A 22303-nucleotide genomic window follows, 5' to 3' on the forward strand; every position below is an offset into this window, starting at 1 on the left:
TTCCCGGCTCTGAACGCTTTTGCACTTTGAATCCAACTAGCGCCAGCTGCCGCCCTGGCAATGCCGATTTCTGCAAGGCGAATAGCGATCACGCCAGTTGCCAAAAGGGCAGCAAGGAATACTGCGCAACCCATCCAGGCGACCAGGAATGTGCAACCAAGCAAGCTGAGGAATGCGCCAATAATTCCGCCATCCAGAATACCGACGCTTGTAAGAAAGCCGAGCAGTGCGCCAAGCAGCCAAACGACCCGGCATGCAAGGCAAGCGACGGCAACACCAATCAGGCCCAATCTGACTACTGCAAGCAATTCCCTAATGACTCCAAGTGTGTAGCTGGTTCCTTTGCCGGTAATTGCCAATCTGGATTTGTCTGCAAGGGTGATGCCGTCCAGTGCGCCATTGCCAAAGAGCTTCACCGCCAAGGCTGCGCAGAAAACCCTACGGCGGATGACTACGAGATGCCGAGCAAGTGGGCCGACATCGTTAGCAAGGATGGGGTAGAGGGTTCCGCTATTGCTGGTCGTGAGCAATCAACCGACCTGGGCAGCGCCGTCAAGATTGCCGATGTAAGTGGCGTTGGCTCTACCTGCGCCGTGCGGGATGTGTCCATACCCATACCTTCCATCGGAGGCATCAACCTCGGCAGCGTCACATTCCCCACCAGCATCATCTGCACCCACGGTGGGGCTATTCGCGCCCTCATGCTTTTCATCAGCGCGATTTCCTGCATGTGGCTCATTTTCACCTTTGCCGTGAAGGGCGATTGACATGATTCAAGCACTCTTAGCCCCGCTCGCAGCACATGTCGCTACGGGCCTAACTGCCGCCGTCGCCACCATGGCCGGCCGCGCCTTAATCGCCCTGGGTGTCGGTGTGGTCTCGTATACCGGCATCGAGATCATGCTCAGCCAAACAGAAACCTACGTGTATGCCCAGCTGGCTGGCATCCCTGCCGAAACAATGGCCATCCTGTCTTACCTGGGCGTCACCGCAGCCATTCAGATGCATTTCTCTGCAGTGGCCGGCATCGCAGGCGTGCGCCTGGCTCGCAAGTCGTTCGGAGTCCTGAGCAAATGACCAGCGTGACATCGGTAGCAGTCGTACACCTGGTGAGCGGCAAGCAGCGCAACGGCAAGTCGCTTTACATGGTCCAGAAGATTCGTGACATGGCCGCCAAGCTCAAGCCGGATCAGGTGATCTACGTGCATGGCTTCCCCGATCTCAAGATCGAGGGAACGGCCTGCATGCTGAACTACAAGGAGTGGCACCTCCTGCCGTACGGCTCCATCATGGTCTTCGATGAAGCTTGGGAGCTGTTCCCGCGCTTATCCAGCGCAGCCGTGCTGCCAGACCATTACACGGCCTTTGCCACGCTTGGCCATCGTGGCCATATCGCCTACCTGGTCACCCAAGACCCCGGCCAGCTGCACAAGGACGTGCGCTATCTGATCGGCACGCATACCCACGTCGAACGGCTATCCGGTGCGGAAGCTGCCACGCTGTTTTACTGGCAGGGTAAGTGCGTTGTGGATCCGGACAGCAAGCGCAACCGGCAGTCTTCTCACGCCACATACTGGGCTTACCCGAAGGACTGTTACGCGCTCTACAAGTCCAGTGAAGAACATACGGTTAAGTTCGAACTTCCTTCCCTGGTGAAGCAGAAGCTTGGCGTGATCGTCTTCTCGGCGCTGATCATCGCTGGCGGTATCGGCTACGTCATTCACAGCGTGGGGCGCGTCAAATCCGATGGTCAGGCGAAAGAGCAGGCCGCCGAGGTGAAGCCGGCTGCCGACGCACCAAGCCGGCCTGCTGGTGCGCAAGTCGCCGCACCGGGTGCAACGCCAGGCGCAACACCGGGCGCAACTGAACTCAGCTACCTCGACGCCCGCATACCACGCATAACCGGCCTGCCGCACACCGCGCCAGCCTACGACGGCATAACCGCACCCACGCAAGCGCCCAAGCCCGCCGCCTGCATTCAGGGCGTCGGCAAGGCCGCTAGCTGCTCTTGCTACACCCAGCAGGGCACCAAGATGGTCGGCATGCCGCAAGACCTTTGCCGCAGCATCGTCGAGAACGGTTGGTTTGATGACTCGGCACCACTAAACGGCCCGATACAGGCGAACGGGCCGGTTCAAGCCCCGTTGCCAGCCTCTCGCGGATAGCGTGACTAGTCACGCAATTACGCTATACTGTGACTAGTCACATAAAAGGCGCGCACCATGGCAAAACAAGCCGAAGACCGCAAAACGCTCGAACTGCCCGACCTCCCCAAGCTACCGGGCAAGCGAGGCCCCAAGCCCCTGGGCGAAAAGCCGATGACGGCGGCCGAGCGCAAGCGCCGCAGTCGCCAGAACCAGCGCCAAGCCGGCTTTACCGGCGGCGCCACCGGCCGCGTACCGGCGCAGCTGAACGTCGAGGTCGAAGAGCTGCTGCTTCGCCGCCTGCGGCGGGCAGCTGAGGCCGAGGGCGTGCCGATGCGCCAGGTGCTGGAACGGCTACTAGAGCAGCTGCCGGCCTAGCGCCGCGAGCCCGTGCCGGAAGGCCGAGGGCAAGCGCCCCGCGCTTGCCTGAGAGGGCGGGACGCCCCAGCCGCACGCCGAACGGACGGCTCCCCAGAGCCGGCCGCGCACCGGCCCGCAGGGCGCCCGAAGGGCAGGGCAGCAGCAGGCCGAAGGCCTGCCACAGCTGACCGGCCCATGGCGGCCCGCCGGGGCCGTCCACGCGCAGGCCCGGCCCGCCGGAGGCGCGGTGGAGCGCTAGAGTCGCCGGGCTGCGAGCGCTGCCGCCAAGGGCCTAGCCGCCCGCTCTCGCGCCCACAGACCCGCCAGCGCCGCGAGCTCGTGCCGGCAGGCCGAGGGCAAATGCCCCGCATTTGTCCGAGAGAGCGGGCCGAATCGCTGCCGCTGGTTCGGCCAGCTCCCTGGAGCTGGCCGCGCACCCACTCGGTCGCAGCTGCAAACCCAAACTAGTGCTAAGCCGGTGGACAAGCCGGGGTGCCAGCCCCCAGTGGGGGCGGTGACCAGTGCCGGATAGCGAAGTCTTCCGGCGCTGGGCAGGCAGCAGCGGGGCAGGGCGTGTCTACGGAGTGCTGGCGCGAGTGCGATATAGTTCCGCCCTCACAAAACCAAATCCCAGGGGGAATGATGAATACAGAACAATGGCAATCCTCGTCCGGCATTCCGGGCTGGCTCCACTACTTGCTGGCATTGGCAGTGATCACTTCCGGCGTTTTTCTCGGCAACCTTCTCCACACGATGTACATAGCCAAGAAGGCTCAAGTTTTGATGGATGAGGCGGCAGTCGAGATGACAAAGGAGCTTCAGAAGATAAAGCTGCCTGACTACTCGATTCCGGCTGCACCACCCAAGCCCACCCCTAAGATTTCCGGCTGCGGCAAGAACAGCAAAACTGGCGAATGCCAGTGCTTTGATGAGCGCGGCTTTGTCGTGCCGGAAGTTCCTGCCCAGATTTGTTACCTGCACGCCGAATAGTCCTAGCTGCTTCGTCGCGTCGGGCCGTCGAACATGGAGCGCAGCAAGATCCCGTGCCGCGCCTCCAGTTCGCACTGCCGCTTGTAGAAGTCGCGCTCCCGCATTAGGCGCTCGATCAGCTCCGCCTGACGCTCGGCCAGCGATGATGCGCGCCAGTACTCGGGCAGCCGGTACACATCGTCGAACGTAATGCCGCCGCGATGCTCGATACCCGGCCCGGTGAACCGATGGCCATCCAGCACGCGCCAGCCGGCAAACTGCCCGGCCGTGCCAGGCAACATGCACACCACCTGCATCGCCAGCAGCTCGTAAAGCATCACCGGCATTTCATCGGCCCCGGTCAGCCAGTTGCGCATCAGCTCCGTGCGCACGTTGTAGCGCCGCGCAAGCACGTGTGGCTTTTGCTGTGCGGCCACGCGCCACACATCGCCAGGTGTAACGCCTGGGCTATTCGGCAGCGTCTTTGGTCTGCTCATGATTTTTCCTCCTGACAACAAAAAAGCCCGCCAAGGTTTGGCGGGCCGGAGAGAGTAGAAGCAAGCGCTTATGCAGTGCGCATAGTTGCAGCGAACGTGCGGATATAATTTATCAACTGCTGGTAACGTCTACGAATTGCGCGACGTACACGACTTGACATAATAAACATTATGCGAAAATATAAATGCCAATGAGAGTGGTGGTGGCAAGCACTCAGACAACCTTCGATTTACCTTGCTGGCGTGCCAACTTGGCAGCCTTGCGTTGCCGGGTCCAGTTGCTGCGTTTGCCGTACTGCAGCACCTTGATCTCTTCCACACTCAGCGGCGCGCCTACCGATTCCTGTATCTGGCGCGGCCAGCGTGGTTCCGCTTTGGCGAATTGACCGACATAACGCAACAGCCCTGCTATCACGCTGGCGGGCAGCAGCGTCATGGTGAGCAAGCCAAAGGGAATGGTCAGAAACCAGGCACCGTTAAAGCTCTCGCCAGTCCAGTTTTCCTTGGCACCCGGACCCAGCAAGGGTTGCATCCAGGTGATGGCCGCCCAGAGCGATTCGCGGCTGTTGTCCAGAAACAGCGAGTCGCCCGACGCAATCGGTGGGCCGTCCTGCTGCATATAGCGGCGAATATGTTCCCAGCGCGCAACGATCATCGCGCCGCCATCGTAAGCGCTGGTAGTGCCCACACCGAAACGCATCAGCGCCGTCTGGCTGCTCGGCGCATCGGTCACGGCCAGATTCAGGCCGTACTCCTGACGCGGCAAGCCACCTACCCCGCCGGCCACCCGGATGCCGATCACCTCACCACGGATGCAGTCCCAGTCATAACTGCTCACCCGGTAGGCCACCTTGCCCCAAAGCTTGAGCCAGTGCAGCCCTGGGCCACTTTTCTCACTGAAGACATGGACTTTGCGGTTGGCGCGGTCAAACAGGACTGGGCGATAACGGAAGCCGACAAGATCGACGCGAAGTAGAAACCAACACCAAATCAACAGTAGCGCAGCGGCAGCAACTCCCCAGTCGAGCTCTATAAGCAGCGCGGTGTGGAGCATAAATAGACTGCCTGCCAATAACATCGCCCCCAGGACCAGCGCGTAGCCATGCATGGCTGCTACATGATCAATGAATTCAATGCCATGTGGATAGACCTTGCAGATGGCACCACCTGCGTGCGGGCGATCCGCCGCCTGCTTATTGATCGGGGGGAGTAAATGATGCGGGAAGAAGTTGGGCGGGGTGAGCTGCGCCACCGGCTCCTGCGGCGCGGTCAGTCTTCCAGTCATGCGATGTGGCTTTTACTCAATGCGCGGTGTTTCCTTGGATAACCCCTTGGATTTACGTCGCTTACCCGCCTGCACCTGCTTGCGGGGGCCGGGTATCACATGGGTCAATTGCTCGATTTCTTCGCGACTGAGGGGTTCGCCGCCGATGCTGGCCAGAATGCTGTCTGGCCACTTGGGTTCCACCTTCAGCACATAGCTCAGCCAGCGCATCAGGCCCGCGAACATCGTGTATGGCAATAGCGGCAAGATCCAGACGCCTGCAAGGTAGATATACCACTTACCGCTCTTCCAGTACTCGCCCGAACCTGGACCGAGCAAGGGTTGCAAGGAGAATAGCGCCTCCCAGAACGTGACACCCCAGTCCGCGAAGAGCTTGTCACCCGGCTGCATCAGCGGGGCTTCGCGGCGCATAAAGCGGCGTATATGTTCCCAGCGCCCCAGCATGGCCCGGCCACCGTCATAGGCACTGGTCGTGCCCACCCCAAAGCGCGCTTTCACCAAATGGCTGCCCGGCGTTTCGGTAATGGCAAACACCAAGCCAGTTTCCGCCCGTATGCCATTGCCCGACTCCACCATGACCTGCGCGATCTCGGCACGCACGCAATCCCAGTCATAGGTGTGGATCACATATTTATGCCCACCCCATAGCTTCCAGAACGCGAGGACGTCGAAACCCACTTCCTCGAACACATGGACCTTACCTGCGCCACGGTTGAGTAAGACGGGCGTGTAGCGAAAGCCGTTGAAATCGATTCGCATCATCGTCCAACTGACCAGGCAAAGAAAACAACACGCAAATGCAAACAATACGGAAGGACTGGAGAAAATAGCGTCGTATGCTAGAGCTAGAAACAAAAGGAAGGTGAGAGCCCCAATCGTGGACAAATATCCACGCATGGCATCCAACTGCCCGCCAAATGCAATGGCATCCGGATAGACCTGCACAACCGAGTCCGCGGTACTCGGTACGGCGCCAACCGGCGTATCAGCAGGCGGTAGCAGGGTAGAAGAATGGTCAGGTTGCGGGTCGAGCCGGAACGGAACCTCGCCTGTTACCACCTGCCGAGCGTTTGCTAAGGGATTCACCACGCGCCGTGCTGCCGCATTCAATACTTGTAAACCCAGCGCGCATGCGGGTGACATTTAAAACGCTCTTCAACTGTAAATGCCTTACTGGCCTCGCGCAGTCTTTTAGGTAGATCAACATCTTCTGGGTTTTCGAATTCAAGACCACGAAAGATATCGTTTGAAAGATGGGAAAATTTGGCAAACCGGGACACAACAAACCCAAATACAAGGGAGAGTCCTAGACCAACCACCGGAACAATCAGCGCCCACTTAGTTAATGAGGCAGGTAAATCCATTAAGAAAAAATCCATAAAGAAAAAGAACAATGGCGCAATCACCCAGCTAACAAAGAAAACCCATGCTATTGAAAATCGCCAATACGCTCGGCTCCCTCGCCCACAGTGCGGATGCATCCAAATAGTCCGATCACTGGGACGAGTAATGGCCAAAACATCAAAGTGCCTGCCCGATCTAACCCCTAAAGCCTCTACAACATCACCATCAGCAAAATTCACCTCACCGAATTGGCCTCGTACAACTATATCCCCCACTTTGCAAACAAAAAAATCCACACGCTCCGCAGTATCGCCCGTACTCAGCACAGCACCCGTTGCAGCACCGGCAAGCCCCCCCCCAGGGCAAGACCTGCAGCGGCACCTCCGCCGGCCGCTTTATCCGCCGCAGTGAAAACAAAGTCCTTTTCTTCTTGCGCGACCTGAAGATCTTCAACCACGCCACGAATGATTTCGAATCTTGCTGATTTCATGATCAGATCACTTCCATTAATGCGGACTCAAAAGACTTTATTTGAAAATCAGGCGAACGCACATTCGTCACTCCAATCCAGAACTGAGGCATCTCTTCAATATTTGTAAACCCAACGTGCGTGCGGGTGATATTTAAGTCGCTCTTCGTTGGTAAATGTCTTACTGACTTCGCGCAACCTTTTAGGCAGATCGACTTCTTCTGGTTTTTCAAAGCAGAGCGCGCGAAGGATGTCGTTGGAAAGGTGGGCGAAACTGATAAATCGAGAAGCAACAAAACCCAATACCGAAGAGGCAATTAATCCTACACCGAAATACACAGTGAAAATAAACCAAGCAGGAGGAACCGTACTAGACGCCCCCCAAGCAAACCACATCAAAACAAATAATGCAGCAGGTGAAATCACCCATGCCAAAAAACCGATCCAAAAAAAACAGAATCGTAGGTAAGCGCGAGTCCCTCTACCGCAATGAGGGTGCATCCAAATAGTCCGATCGCTTGGGCGAGTAACAGCCAAAACATCAAAATGCTTACCAGACCTAACCCCTAAAGCCTCAATAACATCGCCGTCAGAAAAATTCACCTCGCCGAATTGACCTCTTACAAATGTGTCCCCCAACCTGCAGACAAAAAAATCCACACGCTCTGCAGTATCGCCAGTGCTCAGTACAGCGCCAGTTGCAGCGCCAGCAAGCCCCCCCAGGGCAAGGCCTACAGCAGCACCTCCGCCGGCCGCTTTATCCGCCGCAGTGAAAACAAAGTCCTTATCTTCTTGCGCGACCTGAAGATCTCCGACCACGCCACGAATGATTTCGAATTTTGCTGATTTCATGATCAGAGCACTTCCATTAATGCGGACTCAAAAGACTTCATTTGCACCCCACTTCGGTGGCATCGGCTCGATGAAAGCGGATCGGCGATTCGGGGTTGTCGATACAGGCGGCATCCAGGCCCAGGCGGTCGGTGATCGCCAGGGTGTGGCTGAGTACAGCGGGAATTATCTGATGCTCAGGTACGTCTATCACGAACTACCCATGCTGGCCCTGCCGGTATTGCCCTAGCGTTCAAACCAGCACACCAATGCTTTCGTTATTACCTTCTGAATGCCTCAGAATGCAATCAGCCTAACAAGCCAAATCCAAAAGAGCATGCCAAAACCTAAGCAGACAGCCATCCACAGTGCGATGTAGCGCGCAGCCTTAGTACGTATTGCCAAATCACCGGGCTGGGCTGGGCGAACATGGTAGGTGTTGGGCTCACTTGGCTCAGCAGGCAGCCACTCCCAGGGCAGTTGGACGCGACGGCGGGTAAGCATCCGGAATACATTAACTAAAAAGCCTGGAGCACCAAGCACCATGAATAGGCTTACCCAATAGTTAAATTTTGGTCTGCCATTACGATAACGCAGATCTGCCATTAGACCTTGTCGTACATGAAACTCCCAATAGGGCCCTTCATCAAGCATTTTTGCCTCGAAGCCACCGGATGGAGATAGCTCCACTTCAGGCAAACTCTCCGGTTTGTCTTCCATATAACAGCGAATAAACTCCCACATTGCATGGCAATTTGCCCAACCGTAATATCCCATACTCACGAGCAGGCCGTATCCTTTTTTCTGCTTACCTCCTTTTTCTATCTTATCATCTCGCTCTACCAAAGCCAGGCTATAGTGCCTTTGCGCTCCAGCAGAAAGGTTTAGACTGTGAAAAAGTACGGGTTTAATTTTCCTCCATTCTAATGCAATAGGTTTCCCTTTGTGCGAACCCATAACCAAGCCCAATCTTCGATTGAATATAACTGGACTAGGGCTTGGCAAAAAAATGGCTAGATAGATCATGTAAAGACTAAATGCAAGCCACCCAACCACACAAAGAGCAATGAAAAAGCTTATTGATAACAAAACCCAGTCCGTACCTACTTCATTGCCAGAAAAAATCTTCTCTAGCAAGGCAATCGTCATGTAAGGCAAAAAAATAATGGCAACAAACTGGAAGGCGAGCCCCATCCCTACTACAAATGAACCCTGAGGCTGCCCATCAAGAATCAATGCCTCGCCATCCATCCTTGTAATCACAGCTCCGCCTGCATGTGGAGCCTCCCGCACAGGCAACCCCACTTCCTCGCACAGACCAGTTAGTTTTAATGGCGACGGGCGTTTCCCCTTATTTACATCGATAATCACGCCTTACTCTCCAGCACAAATTCAGGCCACGCCTTCTTATCAGGCTGGTAAGTTACTTAAGGCATCTAGAGCGTTGCTTCCCGGACGTATGGATCGTCAGGATCAATCCTGCAGGCAGCTTCTACCTCGGCTGGCCATACCGGTATTTTGCTGGTGCGCATGGCAAACCAACGACCTATTGCAGTTATCAGGATAATTGGAGAGCCGATGAGCATCATTACATATGACCCACCTGACTCAGCTGATACCCGTTCCAAACCCTCAAAAAAGGTTTCCTTGCGTAAATGTACTGGCCGCTGATAGTCCACCAGATTTACCAAGTCCTTAGGGCCTTCCTCCATATAGCGGCGGATAAACTCCCAGTGACGCAGCAAATGATTTCTTTCAGATATATCACCATCTACATCTTCAGGTCCGTTGTACCCGTAGTTCTGCAGATCACTGAGTGCAAAGGTCTCTTTTACAGTCACACCATCTGAATCTAATACATGGCCACATATTTCCCAGAATTTATTCATTTGAGCAGGCCGAAGTGTAAAAAACACCTCGGACCATGGAATGGCCAGAACAGTAGCATTTTTTCTGAATACATAGACAATACCATTTTTTTTATTAAATCTTATTGGATAATGTGTGTACGAAAATGATTCTTTCCGTAACATCCAAATGCTCACACAAGCAATCGGCAGGAAAAGAAGTAAAACAAAAAGCATTAAAATAAAGCTTGAATTACAGTCCTTAACCTTACCCATACTGCAATCGGAAACCGTAATTCCTATACCACTAAAGATTACCCAGACAATTACCAAGAAAAATGCCAACATCACAAAGGAAATAAATCCTTTCCAGCCATAATACTTGTCAAGCGACTCAAGAAATGTCGAATTAATTCTATTTATAGCACGCTGATGAATTGGGCTGGCCTTCAATCGCACATTATGATGCAGTTGATATTTTCTCTCATCATCTGTCAGCGGGCGATCAACAGGATATTTATTTAATAATCCAACATACTCCATATTAAGCCACCACCTCTTCCAACTTAGCCATTTCAATATCCACGCTGGAGAATCGCTCATTCTCCAGCCTCCCGAAGTAACTTCTCTCCAGCCAATCCTGCAATGGATTATCTTTAAAGAACTCAATCAAAATGGAAAGCAAAATTGCACAGATCACCAAAACCAAACCAATAACTGTAGCTGCAGCGCCTGCCCAGAGCATAACCATTGCGCCACCAAAACCGAAGGCTGCAGCAAGAAAGTATGCGCCAGCCATACCGTGATTACCCTCTTTCCACTCTGAAATGCCAGTATTGACATCCCAAATTGCCATGATTCCTGCACCCACGACCCCGACAAATTTACCTAACCGAGGTAGCCACTCTGCCGCCCACTTTGCCAAGCCCTTGCCATATTTCAAACTAACCTCAGGCACCTTTTGTAGTGCATTGCCCAGCTGCTCCGCCACCGTACCACCAAATGCCAACCAGCCAGCTGCATAACGGAAGCCTGCTTCGAACTCACCTTTCTTGGACTTTTTAGCTTTATCAAGATCCTCGCTCAATTTACCAAGAGCTACCCATTGAGCAACAGCACCCAACGCACCAAATGCAAACGGGGATGCAGTTTTGGACCTTGTAATACCTTTTGCCAAACTGGTCCTCCAACGCCCCAACTCCAATTTCTCCATATCAGCAACTGGCACCAAAGCTTTCGCCAAAGCCTGCGCCATAGCCTTCTGATTCGCGTTCGCGGGCACACCCTTTAATGTGTCAAGATCAATCAGGACCATGAAGCGTTTATTGCTTGAGCCATTTAACTTAGCCCCGCGAATTTCCATCAACTGTAACTCACGGGCAATGGCTGCCTTCATGCCATGAGGGGGGATAGTCTCTCCTCTCGCAACCAACAGCTGCTTCAGAACCTCTGCTTGAAAGTCTCTTAACTTTCCGGTTACCGTGATTGGAACGATTGGCGACTTTGCAATGACACCGGCTGCTACAAGGGCTCTGGTTAATTTACCACTCTCGGCAGCAGAATTAAGTTTTTTCGCAAAGGGACCAAGAAGCTGGGTAATCAACTTACCCAAAATATCGGGCTTCCCTGCCAGAACATGATCCATAGCTTTACCTACATTGCCGATCATCCCATCCCATGGCAGACCACGCGGATCAACGCTTACCTGCGTTCCTTTGGTAACAATTTCTGCAGCGTTATCAAGATTCAATAGCAAAGCCCGTAGAATCAAGTTGGACTTGTCGTTTAAATCACCATCTAGCCATTCGGAATACAGGTCAAAACAAGCTTTCTTATCTTGCGTTGCACCCAAACATAGCGATAAACACTCCGTGTAAACCACGCCGGAATTTGCGTCTTTTGCATCAAAATTTCCTTGGAAGCTCGCCGCTAGACGCTTGCTCTTCATCCACTCTGCGTGTGCAACGGCTAAAGGAGCAATTTTCTGATCATCAAATGCGCGCAATTCCGCATCAAACTTCTTCTGGAAATTTGCGCGAGCATCTTCATCGTACTTTTCTTTATATTTATTCCAAGCGCTTATTCTCGCTCTATCTAGCTGCGCTGCAGAGACATCATCAGCCTGCTCATACAGTTTCTTGCCACTCTCGGTCCATAGGATAGTGCCGTAGCTATCGCCGAGTAGTTGAGCTTGAATCTGCTCTGCTGCCTTGAGCTCTTCCAACTCTCCCTGCTTCTCGATATTCTGGCGCAAGCTTGCAATCGCATTACTTACCGCTAGCGGCCGCTTGTGTTTTGGGTCATTCGAAAACTGATTCAGGCGATAACTCATTAGACCTGAGAGTTCCATAGCAATGCCAGCCGGATCATTAAGTGCCAATACCACACCTTTTCCTGGACTTAATGCATTGGCGGTATTGATCAACAATGGCGCTTTGGGCTTTCTACTAACAAAAGGAACAGGAGAATAGGCAAACGCTTGCGCTAAAGCCAAGCCATTATACTCACAGACTGTTTGCGCAACCTTGCCAATATTGGTTGCATGCTTGGCTTCTTTGGTATTTAGCCACGCAGCCACATCGAAAACACGCATATGCTTTTTACGATATTCGGGCTTTGCATGCATTTCAAGTACAGCTGGCGTCCACTCAACGTCGGAGAATCCCATCCACACTTTAGTAGCCTGCTTAGGGCTGCTGATTGTGATGCAACTAGCGACCTCTCTATGGCCTTGTGCATCACAGGGTTCACGCCCCTTCTCTACAGCAGGAATGGGTAGGCGTAAATCAAAAGGTAGGAAATAACCTCCCGCTGTCACAAAATAAGCATCCCATCGCTTGCGGGCCTCATCAAACACATAGAGATAACCGCTACGAAGTAGGCGAGTAGAGTAATGAGCCTGCCCGTGCAAAGGGATGTCTTTGCCGTCCGCATCCTTCACCTCAAGCAATCCACTTAGCTTCGGCGCTTTAGCCTCATCAGGTGCAATAGCATAGCGAACAGGCAGAATTGGCAAGCCTTCCTTGGCGCAAAAGTCGCAGGTCTTCTCACAGATCTTTTCATTACTCATTTCATCACCTTCCCGTTGCTTTGGCGCAAACCACTCTTTATCTCTTGCCACGCCTCATCGTCAAGCATTCCAGATGCATCCCGATACGTAGACTTATCCAACGAACTTATTATTTCCTTTATTTTTGGATGCCGATGGAAATCCGAATGAACCGTCATTCCATGCAACGCAAATTCAATTAAGCTCGCCTCGTCAGAAATTCCATATTGAGCAGCGCGCTCTAGCAGAAACTCAGCCTTCTCACTACTACGCAGAAAATCATCAAGCTGCCCTCCCCTGAACTGAGTAGAGGTTATAGCTAACACAGTGTTCACTTGACCAATTAGAGCAATTTTCTTTAGCTGCCCAGTACTAAAGCTCCAACTCGCCAAATCCTCACTAGAAGGCTTCTTCTCATTTAGCCAGTGTCCATTCATACAAACAGTCCAACTAGCAATTGAGCCAAAGATTGCTTTTTTTTGCCCGCTATCCAATAGGCGAAGCAATTGGATCCATACGCGAGGGTCGTAGAATCTCAGTAAGTACTTACCATATCCATCATGAAGCAATAGGCGAGTAGCAAGCTGATTTTCCATCGCTTTAGTCTCAACTTCTGCTTCAAAAAACGTACAAATAGGAGGGGTTTCATCTAAAAGACATCGCTCATCCAGCATATTCAGAAGCTGCAGCTTCTCATGCGGAGAAAGCGACTTAAGATCTACTAAACGCGGGAGCAGATGGGACTCTCGCTCTAGGCCAGACAGGGTGATGGGCTTACCGCGCAGGAAACTGGGGTAGCTTTCATCAATGCACAAGCTATCAACCAGAGCAAATGCGTGTTTTTCTATCAGACATGGATCCATTTGCATATTTGCAATCATCCATCAACAGGGACCAAAGCTGCCCCCTTACTGGCCGCCTTTAGCGACTGCATCTCACAAATTTTCAGCTGACTGGCAGGCATTGGATCCGCACTATGGCTCGCACTCCCCGCCCCATCCCACACCTTCTTGCTGGCCTTGAACTTCACCCCATTCGGGGCGAACAGCGTGATGTTGCCGCCCTTCAGTTCCAGGCCCGCGCCTTGGGCGCTGAGCTTCAGGGTGGTGGGGCTGGCGATCAGGGCGTCGGCGTTGCTGCTTACGTTCACCGCCTTCAGGGCATTCAGGTTGGCCTTGTCCTTCTGAGCCTGCAGGATGGCCTGGCCACTGGCGGCCAATAGACGCAGGCCGCGGGTTTGCTCGGGTTGCTTGGCGTCGGGCTTGGCGCCGCCGGCGAACACGCGCAGGCCGGCCGGGGCGCTCAGGCCCAGGGTGGCTTGGGCGCCCAGTTGCAGGTCGCGGCCGACCAGGGCCAGGTGTTCGCTGGCGCTGATGCTGATCTGGCTGGGGGTGAGCCAGCCCAGGCCTTGCGGGGCGCTTTGGATCAGCTCGGGGCGTAGCCAGGCGGGGGCGCCTTGCTGGTTGCCGGCCAGGCTGTCCTGCAGGGCTTGCAGATTCAGCTGCACCGGCTGCTTGCCGGCGGGTTTCTCTTCCGGCAGCTGGGCGCCGTGTTTGTCGGCGCGTTCCAGAATCGCCTGCACGCGTTCGCGTTGCTGCTCCAGCGTCTGTTCGGCTTCCTGGCTGTCGATCTGGTTGCCGCTGGCATTCGCACGCAGCTGGGCGCTCAGCAGCAGGCCTTGGCCAGCGCGGATGGCGGCGTGGCCGCGCGTATCCAAGCTAATGCCGTGGCTGCGTGCTTCGCGCCGTGCATTGTCCTGGTAGTGGCGCGTATGGCCGAGCTGCAGCCAGCTGTGCGCCTGGGTGGTGCCCAGCTCGGCGCGCGGGCTGCTCGGGTGGTCGTCGAATACCAGCTGGTTGTAGCCGCCGCCCTGCTTGTCGCTCTGGCCGGTCTGGCTGTGGCTAATGGCCTGGGTCTTGATGCCGCTCAGGGCGTCCGGGTGGGCGTGTTCGCCTGCTTCGCCGGCAAACCAGGCCGGCGCATTGCCGGTGATGCGGCCATCGTTACCCTGTTGCTGATTGTGCTGGGCGTCTGCATTGCCGCTGCCGTTATAGGCGGCGCCCAGTACCACAGGGCGGTCAATGTCGCCGTCCAGAAAGCCGACCAGCACTTCCTGGCCAATGCGCGGGATAAAGCTGCTGCCCCAGTTGGGGCCAGCCGCAGTGGCGCCCACCCGTACCCAGGCCCAGGCGCGCTCATTGGCGGGGGCGTTATCTTCGCCCGTGCTGTGCGCCTGGCGGTTGTGCGCACTGGCGCCGCGCTGCCAGTGGAACTGCACTTTCACGCGATGGTTGCGGTCGGTGTCGATAGGCTGGCCGCTTTGGCCTACCACGGTGGCGGTTTGCACGCCTTGCACGGTGGGTTTGGCGTGGTAGCTGGCCACCAAGGGGGCGAACGGGGTGTCGATGGCCTCACCCAAGCCCACGGCAGCGCGCGCATACAGGCAGATGGCGCGGTTGCGGTATTGCTCGGGGAAGTCGTCCGCGCTGTCATCAGCTTCGCTGTTGGCATCCGGGCCAAAGGCGCGGTTCAGGCTGGCGCGGAAGTCGGCGGCCAGATTATTACGGCCCTGGTGGTGCACCGACAGCACGCGGAAGCGCGCTTCGCCCGGGTGGCGGTGATGCTGATTAAGCGTGAACACCTGGCCTGGCGCCAGGCTGCGCACCGTGCCTTCGGCATCGATATGGCGGGCCTGGGCCTGGTAGGCGGCCAGCAGATTGTAAGCACGCCGTTCACCATCCTGCGTGCCGGCCCAGCCATAGTGGCTGATATGGTCGGCCAGGGTCAGTGCCGGCCCCTGCCCTGCGCCCTCGCCTTGCGCTTCCACTGCCTGGGTGCTCAGCGTGCGGTCGTCATAGCTGAGCAGGCGGATCTGGCTCGGCGTCTGGCCGCGCTGTTCCTGCCAGCGCTGGAAGCTGTCCCGGCTGCCACCCAGGCCGAGTGCGCCGGCCACGGCGCTGGCAATCTCACCCAGGCCGCCGCCCACTTCGGTGGCATCGGCACGGTGGAAGCGGATTGGCGATTCGGGGTTGTCGGTACAGGCGGCATCCAGACCCAGGCGGTCGGTGATCACCAGGGTGTGGCTGCCCAGGCTGGCGCTGCCGGTGTCGCCCTGGTGTTCAAACCAGCACACCAGGCCTTCGTTTTCGATCAGGCGGCGGACGAAATGCCAGTCGGTTTCGCGGTACTGGGCCAGCAGGCTGCGCTTCGGGTATTTATCGGCCAAGGCCAGCTTGAAGGCCGGCGCCAGGCTGCCCTGTCCTTGGTAGTCGGTGAAGATGGTTTCCAGGATCTCGGCCACCGTCATGTCCTGGAATACCCAGCTATCGCGGCGCTGGCGCAGGAAACTCAGCCAGGGTTCGATCACCAGCTTGTAGCGCGCCAGGCCGCCATTGCTGCCCAGTGCTTCCACGGCGCTGATATGGCCGTGAATCGGGCGCAGTGCGCTACGGCTGGCGCCGGTCTGGGTTTCCAGCAGCACGGCGCTGCCCAGCAGGCTGGAGAGCTGCAAGCCGCTTTGTGCGCCCAGCACCGTCACTTCGAAGCGATAGCCGCACAGCAGGCTGGCGTCACCGCCCTGCCCGTCTGCCTGCTTGCCCTGCAAAGCCGGCGACAGCGGCGTATGGCCAAGCTGCAGCTGCGGCAAAGCGGCTTGATCGGCCACCGGGGCCTGGCTAACAAACTGGGCACGTTTGGGCAGTGGCAAGTCCGTTTGCGGCAGCGGCGCGCCTATCATCTGCTCGACGCCATCCACGCGCTCGACCAGCAGTGCATCCGCCCCCAGGCTGGTGTGCAGACGGAACAGGCGGTCGGTGCTTTGCCATTGGGCAAGTTGGGCTTGAAACTGGCCAAGCAGTTCGCCAAGGGCGGAGGTCAGCATGGACATGGTGGCTCGCTTCGCAAAAGTATCGGTACGGGATATTCACGCCGGCCCGCAAGACTGCAGGCCAGGTACAGGTTTATTGGCTCAGATTGAATTCGATACGGCGATTGCGGCGGCGGCCGTCATCGCTGTCATTCGGGGCAACCGGGCGGTCCGGGCCCATGCCGATGGGAATCAGGCTGTCGGGCGGCATGCCCTTCTGCACCAGATAGGCTTTCACCGCATCGGCACGTGCCTTGGACAAGGCCACATTGCTATTGCGTGCGCCTTGGCTATCGGTATGGCCAATCACTTCCACGCGGCGCCCCTTGAACTGCTGCAGCGCGGTACTCATCTCGTCCAGAATGCTCTGCCCGGCCGCGGTGATCTTGGCGCTGCCGCTTTCGAATTCCACGATGCGGTTGGCCAGCGCCTGGTCGAGCACGGCCTGTTCGGCCATGGTCACGCGCAGCTGGCTCTTCACTACATAGGTCGGGTTCAGCGAGCTGGCCATCTGGCTGGTCAGCTGCTGGCGGGTAGCATCGCTGCCCACATCGCCCTTCAGGTTGACGGTATTGCCATTCACGCTCAGCTCGCCGCGGCTCACCGACTTCAGCTCCGGGGTAATCAGCGCTTGCACATGCTGGGCCCAGTTGGCCGGCATGATCACGCCGCCCACGGTGATCTGGTCCACCACGCGCTCGGCGCCATACACCTCGCGCAAGCGGTTAAGCAGGATGGTCTTGGTGGCCTGATCGGGTACGGCCCCGGTCACGGTGATCACCTGGTTCGTCCCGCTAGCTGCGGCGGGCGCGCCAGCTGCCACCGGTTCGGCTGCCAGTACGGCGCCGTGCAGCAGGGCCACGCCGGCCCATAGGGTCAGGGTTCGCTTCAACATCATTTACAGCCCCAGAAAGACTTCATTGAAGGTGGCGCGCAGTTGCGCCAACGACAGTTGTGGGTGTTCGGCATAGCTGGCCAGCTTGCGGCAACCTGCGTCGCCATCCAGGTAGTCCTCCACCCAGCTGGCTTCGGCCATATCGATCAGGTAGTCGGCGGCGCTGGCCGGGTTGACCAGTGCGGCCAGCGATTCCGCCGCCGCACCCGAGAAGCCGACCAGCAGCACCGGCTTGTCCTTGATGCGGCACAGCAGGGCCGACAGTTCGAAATCGTGGCGCGGCAGGAAGCCGCTGATCAGCGACAGCCAGAAGCTGGCCAGCAGCGCATTCGCATCGGCGCGCCCCGGCAAGGGCAGCAGCAAGCCCTTATTGAGATTGGCCGCGCCCTGGGTCAGCACCGGCTGCAGCAAAAGACCCAGCGCCAGTACGCTGCGGCGCAGCGAGAAATCGGGGCGCACCGCCTGCAACTCGCGGTCGATCTGCTCGATATTCAGCGTCTGCAACCAGTCGGCGAACAGGCGCTCGTCCTGGCCTGCATCGGCCTGCAAGCCATCGGGCTGCGGCTGGATGCCGGCCAGAAAGGCTTGGTCGGATACGGCCTGGCGTGCGCGCAGACCGAGCAACTCGGCCGACTGCCAGCAGCGCGACAGGCGCAAGGGCGTCAGGGCGAAGAAATCAAGCGCCTTGGCCACTTCGAACTGGGTAGCCAGCACAAAGGGGAAGCGCCGCTCCGAGCTATCCATGCTCGGCGTCAGCACCCCGGCCACCACGGTGCGGCTGCGCGTACCGATAAAGGCAAAGCGCACCGGTGCCGTGGCGTCGTACTCGATCTTCCAGCGCGGATCGGGCGCCAGCATGTCCAGCGCACGCGAGATCCACTGATCGAACACATTCATCAGCGTGCTGCCACCGGCGCTGCGCACGAAGTCGCCACGCGCCGGGAATTTGCCGAAGTAGTACAGCTCGGGCTGGGCGGTCAGGATATTGGCGTTGCTCATGCGCCCGCCCCTGCTGCGGCGGGCGCAGCGAATTCCGAACCCACGATGGTCTGCGGCAGGGTCAGGCCTTGCAGGCCCTGGCCTTGACGCGCGCTACCGCTACCATCCACCTGCGGGCTGCTAATGATGCGGAAGTTGACCGCAACGGCCACATTGCCGTTCGCCCAGCTCAGTTCAAACAGACCCTGATCCTTCTTCTTGCGCTGCGCGGCACCAATCATCTTCTCCAGACCGAAGTTTCCCGGCACGTTCAGCAGCTCCACCACGCGGCCATCGAAGGTGGTGGCGGTGATCTTCACGCCCGGCGCACCGGACGGATTCGGCCACACGAAGCTGCTCCAGCTCTGCATGCCATTGCGGTAACGCAGGACCTGACCGTCGATCTCGATCGTGTACTCGGACAAGCCGGGTGCCGACATCGGCATGATCTGGAACTGGGTCTGGTTGGCTGCCGGCGCTGCCGCACCGCCACCCGCGCCCGCAGCCCCGCCCTGCGCAGCCACATAGCGCGGGAAGTCGGCCACGAAGGCGGGCGAGAATTGCACGCCCATATCGGCCCAAGTACGGGCGCTGAGCATATCGCCACGGCGCACGGCCAAGGGGCCGATCGCCTTTTCGGTGAACTTGGCAATTGCGCCATCTGGGCCAAAGATCGCGCCGATTTCCTGCGCGCTGGCTTCCACCTTGGAGCCGGCGGCAAACGGATACTTGCCGGCCAGGGTGCGGCTATACGGCTCGTAGACCTGCGCAGTCCAGGTGCGGTTGATTTCCGCTTCGGACGGCTTGAGCAGGACAGCGAAGGACTGCATGAGCGGACGCACCAGCATCGGACGCATGGTGGCCTTGGCGCTGTCGGTCACGCCATTGAGCATCTGCTCATCCACATACTTGAGCGCCTCGGCCAGCTCGGAACCATTGCCATCCAGGGTCTGGCGCATCAGCGCGGTGCTGCCTGGGCCGATATCGCCGGCGTTCTTGATCTGGTTAAAGCGCGAACGCAGCTTGCCAAGCAGATCGAGGTAACCGCGCATCAGCGACTGATCCTTGGCTTCGCCACGTGCACGCATCAGATGGCCTACCACGGCGAACTCGCGACCAATCGGGCCCATGGGCAGCGCCTCGACCTGGCCATTATTGCTGGAGCTGGCCATGGCGCTGTTCGGCACAGTGCCGGACGGTGCGCGACGCAGAATCACTTCCTTGAACCACTGGATAAAGCCACGCTTGGCGTGCTTGAGGCCCGAATCGACCAGGGACGGGTTATCCCAGGAGGTTTCGTTGTACAGCGCTTCCATCAGCTTGTTCAGCGGCGACAGCGCCGGGTCACCCAGGCGGTTCATATTGCCCACGGCCTGGCTGAAGTCCTGGAACTCGGCCACGGTCACGCTTTGCACGAACTTCTGCCACTCGACCACGTAGTCGTTCTTGTACATGGCGGTCAGCGACTTCTGGATCTGCTCTGGGCTGCCTTCCAGGGTCAGGTCTTCACGCACCTCGGTCTTCAGCACCCAGTCGCTGGCCTGGGTTTCCTTATTGGCCGCTTCCTTGATCGCCTCCTGCACATAGCCTTCCCAGGCTGCGCGGGTGAAGGCGCCGGGCACCACATAGCTGCCTGCCACGATGGCCTTGTTTTCCTCGCCCACGATGGAGGCCACGGTCATGGCCGGGAAGCGGGCCGCGGCGCGCATCTTGATTTCGGCATACACGCGTTCACGCGCCGGCATGCCCTTGACCACGCGGCGCAAGGTTTCGCGCGACTGGTCGACCAGGGCCAGCTGGTTATCAATCAGCGGGAAGTCGGGCGCGGCGGTTTGCGACAGCGTGTAGGTGAGCAGTTTCTCGGCGCTGCGGATCAATGCTTCACGCGACATGCTGCCGCGACGGCTTTCCAGCCAGCCACGCCAGAAGCGGGTGATCTGATCATTCAGATGGCCAGGATCGAGACGATCACGATTGGCCAGCATGATGTAGGTCTTCAGCGCGTTGTAGCCATCGTCCACATTGCTGGGCGACGCATCCTTATAAGGCTGATTGGCAGCCGGTGCCTTGGCGGCCACCTGCATGGGCTTGGCACTCTGCTCCTGCAGACTGCCGGCCTGCGCATTCACATCGTTGAGGAAGGATTCCAGATTGCTGGCCACCGGCTTGAGCATCAGCTGCTGCACGCCATGGAAATATTCGCGGCGCAGCTTGGCTTCAAGCTCATCGCCCTTATAAAGGCCAAAACCGAGCGAGAGCGGCTTGTCTTCGCGGTACTTGCTCAGCTGAATGATGCGGTCCTGCAGAATCTCCATCGCCTCGAGGCGCACGGCCAGATCGGTATGTCCTTCCTGCAGACGCACCACTTTTTCCAAATCGGCGCGCACATTGGCGACCAGCTTCTGGTTACCGAGGTAGGAGGTGGTCCAACCGGCCAGCAACAAGCCAAGCACGGCAACGCCGGCAAAGAAGCTCGCGTAACGGATCTGTTGCTTGCGACGGCTGGCGTACTGACGCACCAAGCCCTTGTCGGCAAAGATCACCTTGGAGAACAGGTCTTTCAGGAAGAAGCCATGGCTGGCGTTAAAGCGCTGATCGCGCTCCTCGCCACTGACCTGCAGATCGAAACGCGAGGCCATGCGCTCGGTCAGCGGGCTGACGGCGCGGCCTTCCTGCAGGGCGCTGGTGAAGTAGAAGCCGCGGAACACCGGCTTGAACTGGAAAGGGTTGTCTTCGAACAGCGTGGCCACGAAGGTACGCAAGGCCGGACGGATGGCCATGAATTCCATCGGGAAGGTCAGCAGACCCGGCGACATCGCTTGCTTGTGCTGCATGGACATGCGCACCGCGCTCAGGTCCTTCAGGCCTTCGCTCAGCACTTCGAACTGGTTGTCGAACTGGGCCACTGCATCGACCGGTGCATCGGCCTGGTAAGGCAGCGTGGCGCCCCATACCTGATGACGCTCCTGCTCATCGCTGGCTTCGAAGAAATCGGTGAAGCCCGCCAGCAGGTCCATCTTGGTGAACACCACATAGACAGGCGGGAACACTTCCAGCTTCTCGGTCAGCTCCTGCACGCGCTGGCGCAGGTTCTTGGCCAGCTGGATCGCGTGCTCGGGGCGGTTCTGGCTCAGCTCGGAAATACTGACGGCGATCAGGATGCCGTTGATCGGTGCCTTCGGACGGTATTTACGCAGCAGGCTGAGAAAGCCGAACCATTCGTTGCGGTCTTCCTCGTGCACCGAATAACGGCCGGCGGTGTCGAGCAGAATGCCTTCGGTGGTGAAGAACCAGTCGCAGTTACGCGTACCGCCCACACCCTGCACGGCAGCCCCACCCTGCTCAGCAAACGGGAAGCGTAGGCCTGAACTCTTGATGGCCGAGCTTTTGCCAGCGGCCGGGTTGCCGATGATCATGTACCAGGGCAGCTCGTACAGCGCTGCGCGGCCCGAGGTTTCACCGAGCTTGGACGTGCAGATGGTCTTGATCGCGTCTTGCAGGCGACCGCGCAGGCGGTCCACCTCGTTCTTGCTGGCATCGGGCGCCGCATTGGCCGCCGCCGCACCCTGCGCCGCCAGCATCACATTCAGCTGCTCGCCAGCCTGGGCCGCACGGTGCCGGCGCATGAGCCAGTACACGGCCCAGCCGGCCAAGCCCAGGATCAAGACGATGCTAGGCAGGACCAGCGCCCAGTCAAACAGGGCGAACAACCCATATAGCAAGGCGCTGCTGAGCAGCACTGCCAGCAGCGATATCACGCGCAGATCCCG

The 22303-nt window shown here is 57.6% G+C and carries 20 protein-coding genes; 5 read left to right on the top strand and 15 right to left on the bottom strand.

The window, feature by feature from the left end; genetic code table 11:
- The 5 genes from BT173_RS19610 to BT173_RS06985 all read left to right on the top strand — a co-directional run.
- Positions 1 to 767: hypothetical protein (locus BT173_RS19610; RefSeq protein WP_175545569.1), on the top strand; the 767-nt coding region annotated here is incomplete at its 5' end.
- 1 nt (position 768) lies between these two features.
- A complete protein-coding gene (locus tag BT173_RS06970; protein WP_072427926.1) occupies positions 769 to 1077 on the top strand; it encodes a DUF2523 family protein in 309 nt (102 codons plus the stop codon).
- Positions 1074 to 2165: a zonular occludens toxin domain-containing protein gene (locus BT173_RS06975; RefSeq protein WP_072427927.1), complete on the top strand. Its 1092-nt coding sequence runs from the start codon at positions 1074 to 1076 to the stop codon at positions 2163 to 2165. Before BT173_RS06970 ends, BT173_RS06975 begins: the two co-directional genes overlap by 4 nt.
- A gap of 57 nt (positions 2166 to 2222) precedes the next feature.
- On the top strand, positions 2223 to 2522 hold the full coding sequence (locus BT173_RS06980) for a hypothetical protein (RefSeq protein ID WP_072427928.1): 300 nt from the start codon (positions 2223 to 2225) through the stop codon (positions 2520 to 2522).
- Positions 2523 to 3146: 624 nt separating this feature from the next.
- Entirely contained in the window at positions 3147 to 3494 is a 348-nt protein-coding gene (locus BT173_RS06985) for a hypothetical protein (protein ID WP_139256078.1), read from the top strand.
- A 2-nt stretch (positions 3495 to 3496) separates the two neighbouring features.
- Here BT173_RS06985 and BT173_RS06990 read toward each other — a convergent pair whose 3' ends face one another.
- From BT173_RS06990 to tssM, 15 genes are all read right to left on the bottom strand, one after another.
- The gene (locus BT173_RS06990; RefSeq protein WP_072427930.1) at positions 3497 to 3970 is read right to left on the bottom strand and encodes a hypothetical protein; all 474 of its coding nucleotides are present in this window, start codon (positions 3968 to 3970) and stop codon (positions 3497 to 3499) included.
- 214 nt (positions 3971 to 4184) lie between these two features.
- The gene (locus BT173_RS06995) at positions 4185 to 5255 is read right to left on the bottom strand and encodes a DUF6708 domain-containing protein (RefSeq protein ID WP_072427931.1); all 1071 of its coding nucleotides are present in this window, start codon (positions 5253 to 5255) and stop codon (positions 4185 to 4187) included.
- Between the two features lie 12 nt (positions 5256 to 5267).
- Complete coding sequence (locus tag BT173_RS07000; RefSeq protein ID WP_139256079.1) at positions 5268 to 6398, bottom strand: DUF6708 domain-containing protein; 1131 nt, start codon at positions 6396 to 6398, stop codon at positions 5268 to 5270.
- Entirely contained in the window at positions 6362 to 6895 is a 534-nt protein-coding gene (locus BT173_RS19250; protein WP_139256080.1) for a putative type VI secretion system effector, read from the bottom strand. Before BT173_RS19250 ends, BT173_RS07000 begins: the two co-directional genes overlap by 37 nt.
- Before the next feature lie 23 nt (positions 6896 to 6918).
- Positions 6919 to 7089, bottom strand: a complete 171-nt coding sequence (locus tag BT173_RS19615; protein WP_175545570.1) for a hypothetical protein — start codon at positions 7087 to 7089, stop codon at positions 6919 to 6921.
- A gap of 96 nt (positions 7090 to 7185) precedes the next feature.
- Complete coding sequence (locus BT173_RS19255; RefSeq protein ID WP_139256081.1) at positions 7186 to 7920, bottom strand: putative type VI secretion system effector; 735 nt, start codon at positions 7918 to 7920, stop codon at positions 7186 to 7188.
- A 37-nt stretch (positions 7921 to 7957) separates the two neighbouring features.
- Positions 7958 to 8113, bottom strand: coding sequence for a hypothetical protein (locus BT173_RS19620; protein ID WP_175545571.1), 156 nt, complete (start codon positions 8111 to 8113; stop codon positions 7958 to 7960).
- Between the two features lie 83 nt (positions 8114 to 8196).
- Positions 8197 to 9270, bottom strand: a complete 1074-nt coding sequence (locus tag BT173_RS19260) for a hypothetical protein (RefSeq protein ID WP_139256082.1) — start codon at positions 9268 to 9270, stop codon at positions 8197 to 8199.
- Between the two features lie 65 nt (positions 9271 to 9335).
- The gene (locus BT173_RS19840) at positions 9336 to 10349 is read right to left on the bottom strand and encodes a DUF6708 domain-containing protein (protein ID WP_245794142.1); all 1014 of its coding nucleotides are present in this window, start codon (positions 10347 to 10349) and stop codon (positions 9336 to 9338) included.
- Positions 10291 to 12816 carry a T6SS effector BTH_I2691 family protein gene (locus BT173_RS07010; RefSeq protein WP_139256083.1) on the bottom strand — a complete coding sequence of 842 codons (2526 nt, stop codon included), beginning with the start codon at positions 12814 to 12816 and terminating at the stop codon, positions 10291 to 10293. The genes BT173_RS19840 and BT173_RS07010 overlap by 59 nt, the downstream gene beginning before the upstream one ends.
- Positions 12813 to 13664: a DUF4123 domain-containing protein gene (locus BT173_RS07015; protein ID WP_175545572.1), complete on the bottom strand. Its 852-nt coding sequence runs from the start codon at positions 13662 to 13664 to the stop codon at positions 12813 to 12815. The genes BT173_RS07010 and BT173_RS07015 overlap by 4 nt, the downstream gene beginning before the upstream one ends.
- A gap of 8 nt (positions 13665 to 13672) precedes the next feature.
- The gene (locus tag BT173_RS07020) at positions 13673 to 16681 is read right to left on the bottom strand and encodes a type VI secretion system Vgr family protein (protein WP_072427936.1); all 3009 of its coding nucleotides are present in this window, start codon (positions 16679 to 16681) and stop codon (positions 13673 to 13675) included.
- Between the two features lie 73 nt (positions 16682 to 16754).
- Complete coding sequence (locus tag BT173_RS07025) at positions 16755 to 17558, bottom strand: OmpA family protein (RefSeq protein WP_084658290.1); 804 nt, start codon at positions 17556 to 17558, stop codon at positions 16755 to 16757.
- Positions 17559 to 18554: a type VI secretion system-associated protein TagF gene (gene tagF / locus BT173_RS07030; protein ID WP_072427937.1), complete on the bottom strand. Its 996-nt coding sequence runs from the start codon at positions 18552 to 18554 to the stop codon at positions 17559 to 17561. It abuts the gene before it with no gap.
- The gene (gene tssM / locus BT173_RS07035; protein ID WP_245794143.1) at positions 18551 to 22291 is read right to left on the bottom strand and encodes a type VI secretion system membrane subunit TssM; all 3741 of its coding nucleotides are present in this window, start codon (positions 22289 to 22291) and stop codon (positions 18551 to 18553) included. The genes tagF and tssM overlap by 4 nt, the downstream gene beginning before the upstream one ends.
- Positions 22292 to 22303: the final 12 nt, after the last annotated feature.

This window comes from Chitinimonas taiwanensis DSM 18899 (assembly GCF_900119825.1).
Classification (GTDB): Bacteria; Pseudomonadota; Gammaproteobacteria; order Burkholderiales; family Chitinimonadaceae; genus Chitinimonas; species Chitinimonas taiwanensis.

Bases quoted from the DNA above. Each gene is read 5' to 3' on its own strand.
- BT173_RS06970 (WP_072427926.1), top strand. From the start codon at position 769: ATGATTCAAGCACTCTTAGCCCCGCTCGCAGCACATGTCGCTACGGGC.
- BT173_RS06975 (WP_072427927.1), top strand. From the start codon at position 1,074: ATGACCAGCGTGACATCGGTAGCAGTCGTACACCTGGTGAGCGGCAAG.
- BT173_RS06980 (WP_072427928.1), top strand. From the start codon at position 2,223: ATGGCAAAACAAGCCGAAGACCGCAAAACGCTCGAACTGCCCGACCTC.
- BT173_RS06985 (WP_139256078.1), top strand. From the start codon at position 3,147: ATGAATACAGAACAATGGCAATCCTCGTCCGGCATTCCGGGCTGGCTC.
- BT173_RS06990 (WP_072427930.1), bottom strand. From the start codon at position 3,970: ATGAGCAGACCAAAGACGCTGCCGAATAGCCCAGGCGTTACACCTGGC.
- BT173_RS06995 (WP_072427931.1), bottom strand. From the start codon at position 5,255: ATGACTGGAAGACTGACCGCGCCGCAGGAGCCGGTGGCGCAGCTCACC.
- BT173_RS07000 (WP_139256079.1), bottom strand. From the start codon at position 6,398: ATGTCACCCGCATGCGCGCTGGGTTTACAAGTATTGAATGCGGCAGCA.
- BT173_RS19615 (WP_175545570.1), bottom strand. From the start codon at position 7,089: ATGAAATCAGCAAGATTCGAAATCATTCGTGGCGTGGTTGAAGATCTT.
- BT173_RS19255 (WP_139256081.1), bottom strand. From the start codon at position 7,920: ATGAAATCAGCAAAATTCGAAATCATTCGTGGCGTGGTCGGAGATCTT.
- BT173_RS19840 (WP_245794142.1), bottom strand. From the start codon at position 10,349: ATGAGCGATTCTCCAGCGTGGATATTGAAATGGCTAAGTTGGAAGAGG.
- BT173_RS07010 (WP_139256083.1), bottom strand. From the start codon at position 12,816: ATGAGTAATGAAAAGATCTGTGAGAAGACCTGCGACTTTTGCGCCAAG.
- BT173_RS07015 (WP_175545572.1), bottom strand. From the start codon at position 13,664: ATGCAAATGGATCCATGTCTGATAGAAAAACACGCATTTGCTCTGGTT.
- BT173_RS07020 (WP_072427936.1), bottom strand. From the start codon at position 16,681: ATGTCCATGCTGACCTCCGCCCTTGGCGAACTGCTTGGCCAGTTTCAA.
- BT173_RS07025 (WP_084658290.1), bottom strand. From the start codon at position 17,558: ATGATGTTGAAGCGAACCCTGACCCTATGGGCCGGCGTGGCCCTGCTG.
- tagF (WP_072427937.1), bottom strand. From the start codon at position 18,554: ATGAGCAACGCCAATATCCTGACCGCCCAGCCCGAGCTGTACTACTTC.